Origin of the sequence: Parageobacillus toebii NBRC 107807 (assembly GCF_003688615.2) — a bacterium.
Classification (GTDB): domain Bacteria; phylum Bacillota; class Bacilli; order Bacillales; family Anoxybacillaceae; genus Parageobacillus_B; species Parageobacillus_B toebii.
The window spans coordinates 2954003-2962500 of record NZ_CP049703.1 but is presented as its reverse complement, the minus strand read 5'-3'; the positions used below and the strand labels follow the sequence as shown (position 1 = coordinate 2962500).

Here is an 8498-nt window from a genome sequence, read left to right as displayed (position 1 = left end):
TGTGCCTGCGTCTACAAGCAGGTTCGAGGGAGTTAGGTTCCTCGGCACAAAGCTGCAGAGAAGCGAACTCAAAGTAGTAGCTTCGTTCCTTGAAAACTAGATAACCGAGAAGAAAAGCGGAGGCGCCGCGGTTAGCCCCGATAGGCGCTGGAGGGCCTGCGAGGAGGCTATTGCCGCCACAGCAGGACCGAAGCGACCGTGAGGGGCTAGGCGCCGAAGCTAGACATAGGAAGAAGCCGAGAAGCGAAGGCGGCAAGCATGAAGCTGTTTTCGCATGGTTAAGTTAGAAAGGGCGCACGGTGGATGCCTTGGCACTAGGAGCCGATGAAGGACGGGGCAAACGCCGAAACGCTTCGGGGAGCTGTAAGCAAGCGTTGATCCGGAGATGTCCGAATGGGGAAACCCACTGCCCGTAATGGGGCAGTATCCATACCTGAATCCATAGGGTATGGAGGGCACACCCGGGGAACTGAAACATCTAAGTACCCGGAGGAGAAGAAAGCAACCGCGATTCCCTGAGTAGCGGCGAGCGAAACGGGAACAGCCCAAACCAAGAGGCTTGCCTCTTGGGGTTGTAGGACCACTCATGATGGGAGTTACAAAGGAACGGGGTAGACGAAGCGGTCTGGAAAGGCCCGCCAGAGAAGGTGACAGCCCTGTAGTCGAAACTTCGTTCCCTCCCGAGTGGATCCTGAGTACGGCGGGACACGGGGAATCCCGTCGGAAGCAGGGAGGACCATCTCCCAAGGCTAAATACTCCCTAGTGACCGATAGTGAACCAGTACCGTGAGGGAAAGGTGAAAAGCACCCCGGAAGGGGAGTGAAAGAGAACCTGAAACCGTGTGCCTACAAGTAGTCAGAGCCCGTTTATGGGTGATGGCGTGCCTTTTGTAGAATGAACCGGCGAGTTACGATGACGTGCGAGGTTAAGTCGAAGAGACGGAGCCGCAGCGAAAGCGAGTCTGAATAGGGCGTTAAGTACGTCGTCGTAGACCCGAAACCAGGTGATCTACCCATGTCCAGGGTGAAGGTAGGGTAACACCTACTGGAGGCCCGAACCCACGTACGTTGAAAAGTGCGGGGATGAGGTGTGGGTAGGGGTGAAATGCCAATCGAACCTGGAGATAGCTGGTTCTCCCCGAAATAGCTTTAGGGCTAGCCTCAAGGGAAGAGTCTTGGAGGTAGAGCACTGATTGAGCTAGGGGCCCTCATCGGGTTACCGAACTCAGTCAAACTCCGAATGCCAACGACTTATCCTTGGGAGTCAGACTACGAGTGATAAGATCCGTGGTCGAGAGGGAAACAGCCCAGACCACCAGCTAAGGTCCCAAAGTGCACGTTAAGTGGAAAAGGATGTGGAGTTGCCCAGACAACCAGGATGTTGGCTTAGAAGCAGCCATCATTTAAAGAGTGCGTAATAGCTCACTGGTCGAGTGACTCTGCGCCGAAAATGTACCGGGGCTAAACGTGCCACCGAAGCTGTGGGATGACCATTGGTCATCGGTAGGGGAGCGTTCTAAGCGCGCCGAAGCGGGACCGGAAGGACTCGTGGAGCGCTTAGAAGTGAGAATGCCGGTGTGAGTAGCGAAAACAGAGGTGAGAATCCTCTGCACCGAAAGCCTAAGGTTTCCTGAGGAAGGTTCGTCCGCTCAGGGTTAGTCGGGACCTAAGCCGAGGCCGAAAGGCGTAGGTGATGGGCAACAGGTTGAGATTCCTGTACCACCTCCTCACCGTTTGAGCAATGGGGGGACGCAGGAAGGTAGGGCGAGCAGGCTGCTGGAATAGCCTGTCCAAGCGGTTAGGCTGCCAGATAGGCAAATCCGTCTGGCGCAAAGGCTGAGCCGTGATGGCGAAGGGACCATCGGTCCCGAAGTCCCCGATCCTACACTGCCAAGAAAAGCCTCTAGCGAGGTGAGAGGTGCCCGTACCGCAAACCGACACAGGTAGGCGAGGAGAGAATCCTAAGGTGCGCGGGAGAACTCTCGTTAAGGAACTCGGCAAAATGACCCCGTAACTTCGGGAGAAGGGGTGCTCTCTTGGGTGATGAGCCCGAGAGAGCCGCAGTGAAAAGGCCCAAGCGACTGTTTACCAAAAACACAGGTCTCTGCGAAGCCGAAAGGCGAAGTATAGGGGCTGACACCTGCCCGGTGCTGGAAGGTTAAGGGGAGCGCTTAAGCCGCAAGGCTGAAGGTGCGAACCGAAGCCCCAGTAAACGGCGGCCGTAACTATAACGGTCCTAAGGTAGCGAAATTCCTTGTCGGGTAAGTTCCGACCCGCACGAAAGGTGTAACGACTTGGGCACTGTCTCAACGAGAGACCCGGTGAAATCATACTACCTGTGAAGATGCAGGTTACCCGCGACAGGACGGAAAGACCCCGTGGAGCTTTACTGCAGCCTGATATGGAATTTTGGTATCGCTTGTACAGGATAGGTGGGAGCCTGAGAAGCCGGAGCGCCAGCTTCGGTGGAGGCGCCGGTGGGATACCACCCTGGCGGTATTGAAATTCTAACCCGCACCCCTTATCGGGGTGGGAGACAGTGTCAGGTGGGCAGTTTGACTGGGGCGGTCGCCTCCCAAAAGGTAACGGAGGCGCCCAAAGGTTCCCTCAGAATGGTTGGAAATCATTCGTAGAGTGCAAAGGCACAAGGGAGCTTGACTGCGAGACGGACAGGTCGAGCAGGGACGAAAGTCGGGCTTAGTGATCCGGTGGTTCCGTATGGAAGGGCCATCGCTCAACGGATAAAAGCTACCCCGGGGATAACAGGCTGATCTCCCCCAAGAGTCCACATCGACGGGGAGGTTTGGCACCTCGATGTCGGCTCATCGCATCCTGGGGCTGTAGTCGGTCCCAAGGGTTGGGCTGTTCGCCCATTAAAGCGGTACGCGAGCTGGGTTCAGAACGTCGTGAGACAGTTCGGTCCCTATCCGTCGCGGGCGCAGGAAATTTGAGAGGAGCTGTCCTTAGTACGAGAGGACCGGGATGGACGCACCGCTGGTGTACCAGTTGTCCCGCCAGGGGCACCGCTGGGTAGCTATGTGCGGAAGGGATAAGCGCTGAAAGCATCTAAGCGTGAAGCCCCCCTCAAGATGAGATTTCCCATCGCGTCAAGCGAGTAAGATCCCTCGAAGATGACGAGGTCGATAGGTCCGAGGTGGAAGCGTGGCGACACGTGGAGCTGACGGATACTAATCGATCGAGGACTTAACCAAGCGAAAAGCGGAGGTGCCGCGCTTAGCTCTCGAAGCCAAATGTTCTTCACCCGTAGAGGTGCTTGCACCTCAAGGGAGAAGGTTATTTGGCGCAAGAGAGCTAGGCACCGGAGCTAGACAAAGCGAAAAGTGGAGGACGCTAGGAGCTAGACAACGGAAAAGCGTAGGCCGCCTATGCAAAACGGCTTCTTCCAAACAGACGGTTATCTAGTTTTGAGGGAATGAACATATGTAAAATAGAAGTAATTTAGTGGTAAAACGCCGTCTTGCCAAGATAGGAATTATGAGTTTTAAGTTCCGTCTTTCGCTTCATAAAGTAATGTGCGCTCGTAGCTCAACTGGATAGAGCGTCTGACTACGGATCAGAAGGTTAGGGGTTCGAGTCCTCTCGAGCGCGCCATTTCGGGAAGTAGCTCAGCTTGGTAGAGCACATGGTTTGGGACCATGGGGTCGCAGGTTCGAATCCTGTCTTCCCGACCATGAGAAGAGTTTACATACATATACATAACTTTTATACATAATGTATATTAAAGAGTAAATACGAAAACTCTTGACTTTAGTCATGTAGAGTTTTAAATTCCATTAGAACGGTAAGTTAAATATTTCATGCTTAGTTGGGATAGGTAGGGAAGTGGATAGACTTCGAAGAGTGTAAATCCGCTCCCTTTGGATTGGCGGTTCGAATGATATGATATAGGGGCATAGTTTAATGGTAGAACAGAGGTCTCCAAAACCTCCGGTGTGGGTTCGATTCCTACTGCCCCTGTATAAACCTTAAAATGAAGTTTAGCAAGCGATGAAATGATGATACATTGGGCTATAGCCAAGTGGTAAGGCAACGGACTTTGACTCCGTGATGCGCTGGTTCGAATCCAGCTAGCCCAGCCAATTGCGGAAGTAGTTCAGTGGTAGAACACCACCTTGCCAAGGTGGGGGTCGCGGGTTCGAGTCCCGTCTTCCGCTTTTCTTGGCGGCATAGCCAAGTGGTAAGGCAGAGGTCTGCAAAACCTTCATCCCCGGTTCGAATCCGGGTGCCGCCTCCAATTGTGCGGGTGTAGTTTAGTGGTAAAACTTCAGCTTCCCAAGCTGACGTCGTGGGTTCGATTCCCATCACCCGCTTTTTTTTCTTGCTTCTAGTTGTCGCAATATCATTAAAAACTGTTAGAACATTGCCTCGATGCATCTGGCTTCCCTTGAGCCAGCTCGTAGAGGAAGAGGCAGCATCGAAAAAATAGGAGTGTAGCAAATAACACCATGTCCCAGTAGCTCAGCCGGATAGAGCAACGAGCATTACATCTATGAATCCACTGCGAGTTGTCTCGACGCATCCCGCTTCCTTGAGTTAGCTAGTAGAGGAAGAGACAGCCAGCTAAAAATATAAGTATAATAACACTATGTCCCAGTAGCTCAGCCGGATAGAGCAGCGGCCTTCTAAGCCGTCGGTCGGGAGTTCGAATCTCTCCTGGGACGCTATGCAAAAAACCAGCCTTAACGGCTGGCTTTTTGTTGTAATTGCAAGCGATAAAGTGATAAGAAGACAACCCGGATAGTGGGGGGCAATGAAAAAGCGGTCAATAGCCGCTTCTTTTTTTATCTTTTTTTTACCAAGAAGCCCCCACTTCTAAGCGAAGCATAGGCAATGAAATGATGATGTAATGCCGGATGAGCGCACCGCTTACTTTGGAGACGATGGTGAATATACAGCGCTGTTTATGTATGTGGCTGATAAACCGCGTGATTTGTCAGCCGACATCTTATATGCGGCGAAATTTATGCAAACAAGCGCAGAAAACGGCGGGACCGGCAAGTTAGAATGGATTAAACTTGGATATGCTGCGGATAAAGAAATTAAACGCATGATTGATAAAGGCATTAAATTTTTCATAGAAGCGAATATTAGGGGTAAACAAGATCATTAGTTCACGTAACAGCTCTAGGAAAGAAAGCTCCACTAATCCTTCCAGTGAAAGAAGTACTTTGATCATGTCGATGGCGCCTGCAGATAACCTAACTCCAAACGGGTTGTATCTCAAATAAGCGTCCATCGAATATTTATCCAATTCTTTTGTGAGCTGACAAAAAGATGGCTTACTGTCATCTTATTCAGCCAGAAAGTGCAGTTATGCAAAAATGGAGCAGCATACATCCTGCTCCTTTTAGTTCTAGTGCAAGAAATCTATAAAATCAGGACATACTGATACTACTAAAATAGTATTGATGATGGAAAACCAGCTGTCAGCATTCTCAGGAGGATTATGCAGCTTTTTACATTTCAATCCAATTAATAACATAATTTAGCTGAAATTTTACACCATGATAAAAATCTGTATTGTAAATGAAAACAATTTGAAACTTTATTGCAAAAGTAAGTTTGCTAGAATATCTAAGGATAGAAACAGGAAAGTTTTAATAACTATATAATACGGTATGTAAAATATATAGGTCGGGGGTAAACATGACGTTAGAGAATCAACTGATCAAAAAAACATTTTATGAAACATTGATGGAAGCAGATGAAAAAAATCCTGTCCGTGTGCTCGGAGAAGCTTTTCTTGCCGGGCATAAAGATCAGACAACTGACATCTCCACCATCCGTTTCGCCCAGGGAGAAGTATATTTTCATCACAAAGATTATGAAGCAGCTATTTTCAAATGGGAAAACGTTCATAATGATTTAGAACCGTGGGCGAAGAAAAATATAGCGGATTGTTACCATGAAATCGGGCAATTATCAACAGCTGAAGAGATTTATAAATCTATTAATACGGAAAGCAGTGTCTTGCAATCCGAAGTTGCACTGCAATTATTTTCGCTTTATATAGACCAAGGCAAGCTTGAAAAAGCTGACCAAGTGATTAAAAAAGCGGTATCCTTTAATCCGGACTACCCGAATGTGACTGACATTGCTCGCGCCTTTTTTGAAAAACATAAGGATTGGAAGAGCGCAATTGAACTGGCAGTAAATGAAGCGGTCCGAACAGAGTCAGATCATTGGTTTGATATTTTAAAAACATACGCAGAGCAAGGACTAACAAAAATCTTTGAACCGCATTATTTTTCCAAATGCTTAGCCGTGCTATACAGAGTCGATCAGACAAGATTTGAGCAGATCGTTCAGGCATTATGGAATAGCTATAAAAACGAGCGTTCCTATTTTTCATGGCTGAAGGAATTTAACCAACTTTTCTTAAATCTCGATGCAAGCCGGGAACAGTATTGGAAAGAGCTGTCAGCGCTTTATCAGGAAACTTATTTTGAATTGATCGATGGAAAGTATTTAATTAAAGAACTGGATGAGATTATTCCGAGCATCTTAACGAACTGGCTCAAAATAGCCGATGATTCTCATGCTTTATTTGCTTCTGCAGCGGTACTGGCATGGAGCGAGAAATTTCCATCCAGCATTAGTCCAGAGGTGGTCAATGCTGCCGAAAATCTTATTTTCCATTCCCGCAATGGGACAGACGGGTTGGAATACAGCCTTACATTATTCGATTCCATCGTAAAATGGGCGGAAGCGCAGCATGTTGATCCAGGTCACCGTTTTAGATGGATCATCCGAGAACTGGTTGATTTTGAAACACACCATTTAGTTGTAGCTGGAACTTCCGGAAATGGAAAGTCTGCTTTTATCAATTCGGTCCTCGGAGAAAATATCCAAACTGCTCCGACATCTTCCGTTATTGTATTTAAGGGGAATGAGGAGACGGAGATTAGAAAAATATCCGATGAAGAATTAACCACATTTTCAAGTTTCCATGAATTCCAGGAGGCAGTAGATAGACGGCTGAATAAGGATTTTGACAATACGATTGTGGAGTTTTCTCTTCCATCGCCAATTTTGCAGGAAAACAGGCTAGTTCTTATGGATACGCCGGGATTTAGCGACCGTAATGATATGGAAGAAGCGCTAAAATATCTGCATTTTGCCGACAGTTTATTATTTGTGCTTGATGCGAACGATCCTTTTACCGAACAAGAACAAGAGATCCTAATGCTGATTCGGGAATATGCCCCTAATCTTTCAATTCATTTTCTGCTCAATAAAATCGATGAAATTTATGATGAACAAGAAGCCGCCGAAATTATTGAAGACACTCGTTCGAGAGTTCGGGCATATGTTCCGCAGGCTCGGGTGCTTGCCTATTCATCACGTTTAAGAAGCAGAAAACAACAAAATGATCTAGCCGAGTTCTTGAAAAATTTGAGCCGACCAATTGCGGAAGACGATCGAATTGAAAAAATATTAATCTTTATTCGTCAATTAATCAATCATTTATTGGATAAACGGGCAGAAATGGAAAACAGCCTGGCTGATTCGATTAAATGGAATGAAGAGATGGTCGCAAAGCTAGGTGGTGCAATCCATCAATTAACGGATTTGAAAGAAGAAAAAGCGCGAATTATCAAGAGAACGTTCCATAAAGTCTTGGAGGAAATCAGATCGGATCTATCGGAAAATATTCCGAAAATTTTACGAGAAAGTTCTGATCTGATTCGAGAAGACAGTGATTTCCGTAAAATTCATCTTGAACTAAATGATGAGATGAACCGGAGAGTACATGCTTATGTAAATGATAAGGTCTTGCCTAAGCTTTATCATTCTCTACAGGAATGGATTTTAACGGCAAATGATGAACTTCATCACTGTCAATCTTTCCTGGATGAAATATGCGATGGGTTTAATGCGATGTATGGGGAAGAGCGGCTTAAGCTGAATTGCGACTTTAAAGTGCTTGATGACTGGCGACGGGATGCAGACCGGATGACGAGCGGCGTGCAAATGGAGAAGGTGAATATTTTTCTCCGCCGCACACCGTATCAAATTTTATTGAAAAGTGCTGGCAAGCTGTTTGGAGCATTCCAGCAAAACAATGCGATGTTATATAACAAATACAAGCAGTTTGTTGAAAATCAGGATTATTTAGACGTTACCGAATCTATTGTGAACAAGCTGCTTCTGCAATTCGAATTGTTTGAGAAAGCATTGGAACGAGATATTTCGATCTTCTTCCGAAACCCGTTTGACGTATTGAATCAAACTGTAGAAGAAACGAAAAAAGAAATCAATGAAAAAGAAGAAGAGCTGGAGAAAATGAGATCGAATCCGGAAACGTACCGCGATCCGCTAACATTGTTCGAAGTGAAGCTCCGCCAATACGAGTGGATTGCCATTTCCACAAAAAGAGTTGTTCAAGTATAATGAGATTGAACGAAAAAATCGGTCTATGGGGCCGATTTTTTCGTTGAAATACAAACATCAAAATTATGGATGAAGATAGAAGT

At 47.1% G+C, this 8498-nt stretch carries 1 protein-coding gene, 8 tRNA genes, 1 rRNA gene and 2 pseudogenes; 11 read left to right on the top strand and 1 reads right to left on the bottom strand.

What is annotated here, in order from left to right:
- The first annotated feature begins 276 nt into the window (after nucleotides 1-276).
- The 10 genes and pseudogenes from DER53_RS15135 to DER53_RS15090 form a co-directional block, all read left to right on the top strand.
- Nucleotides 277-3212, top strand: a 23S ribosomal RNA gene (locus DER53_RS15135).
- Nucleotides 3213-3535: 323 nt separating this feature from the next.
- Nucleotides 3536-3612: transfer RNA gene (locus DER53_RS15130), tRNA-Arg, on the top strand.
- A 3-nt stretch (nucleotides 3613-3615) separates the two neighbouring features.
- Nucleotides 3616-3692, top strand: a tRNA-Pro gene (locus DER53_RS15125).
- A gap of 215 nt (nucleotides 3693-3907) precedes the next feature.
- Nucleotides 3908-3978: transfer RNA gene (locus DER53_RS15120), tRNA-Trp, on the top strand.
- A 47-nt stretch (nucleotides 3979-4025) separates the two neighbouring features.
- Nucleotides 4026-4100: transfer RNA gene (locus DER53_RS15115), tRNA-Gln, on the top strand.
- A 3-nt stretch (nucleotides 4101-4103) separates the two neighbouring features.
- Nucleotides 4104-4175 (top strand) — tRNA-Gly (locus DER53_RS15110).
- Nucleotides 4176-4181: 6 nt separating this feature from the next.
- Nucleotides 4182-4255 (top strand) — tRNA-Cys (locus DER53_RS15105).
- Between the two features lie 5 nt (nucleotides 4256-4260).
- Nucleotides 4261-4331, top strand: a tRNA-Gly gene (locus DER53_RS15100).
- Nucleotides 4332-4608: 277 nt separating this feature from the next.
- Nucleotides 4609-4682, top strand: a tRNA-Arg gene (locus DER53_RS15095).
- A 182-nt stretch (nucleotides 4683-4864) separates the two neighbouring features.
- A pseudogene (locus DER53_RS15090) lies at nucleotides 4865-5092 on the top strand (alkaline phosphatase); the annotation flags it as partial.
- On the opposite strand, the pseudogene DER53_RS17475 reads toward DER53_RS15090, so the two are convergent.
- Nucleotides 5093-5278 (bottom strand): annotated as a pseudogene (locus DER53_RS17475) (amine oxidase); the annotation flags it as partial.
- Nucleotides 5279-5667: 389 nt separating this feature from the next.
- On the opposite strand from DER53_RS17475, the gene DER53_RS15080 reads away from it, so the two are divergent.
- The gene (locus DER53_RS15080) at nucleotides 5668-8415 is read left to right on the top strand and encodes a dynamin family protein (protein WP_062756505.1); all 2748 of its coding nucleotides are present in this window, start codon (nucleotides 5668-5670) and stop codon (nucleotides 8413-8415) included.
- Nucleotides 8416-8498 lie beyond the last annotated feature (83 nt).

Coding starts and splice junctions, on each gene's coding strand:
- DER53_RS15080 (WP_062756505.1), top strand. CDS start 5,668: ATGACGTTAGAGAATCAACTGATCAAAAAAACATTTTATGAAACATTG.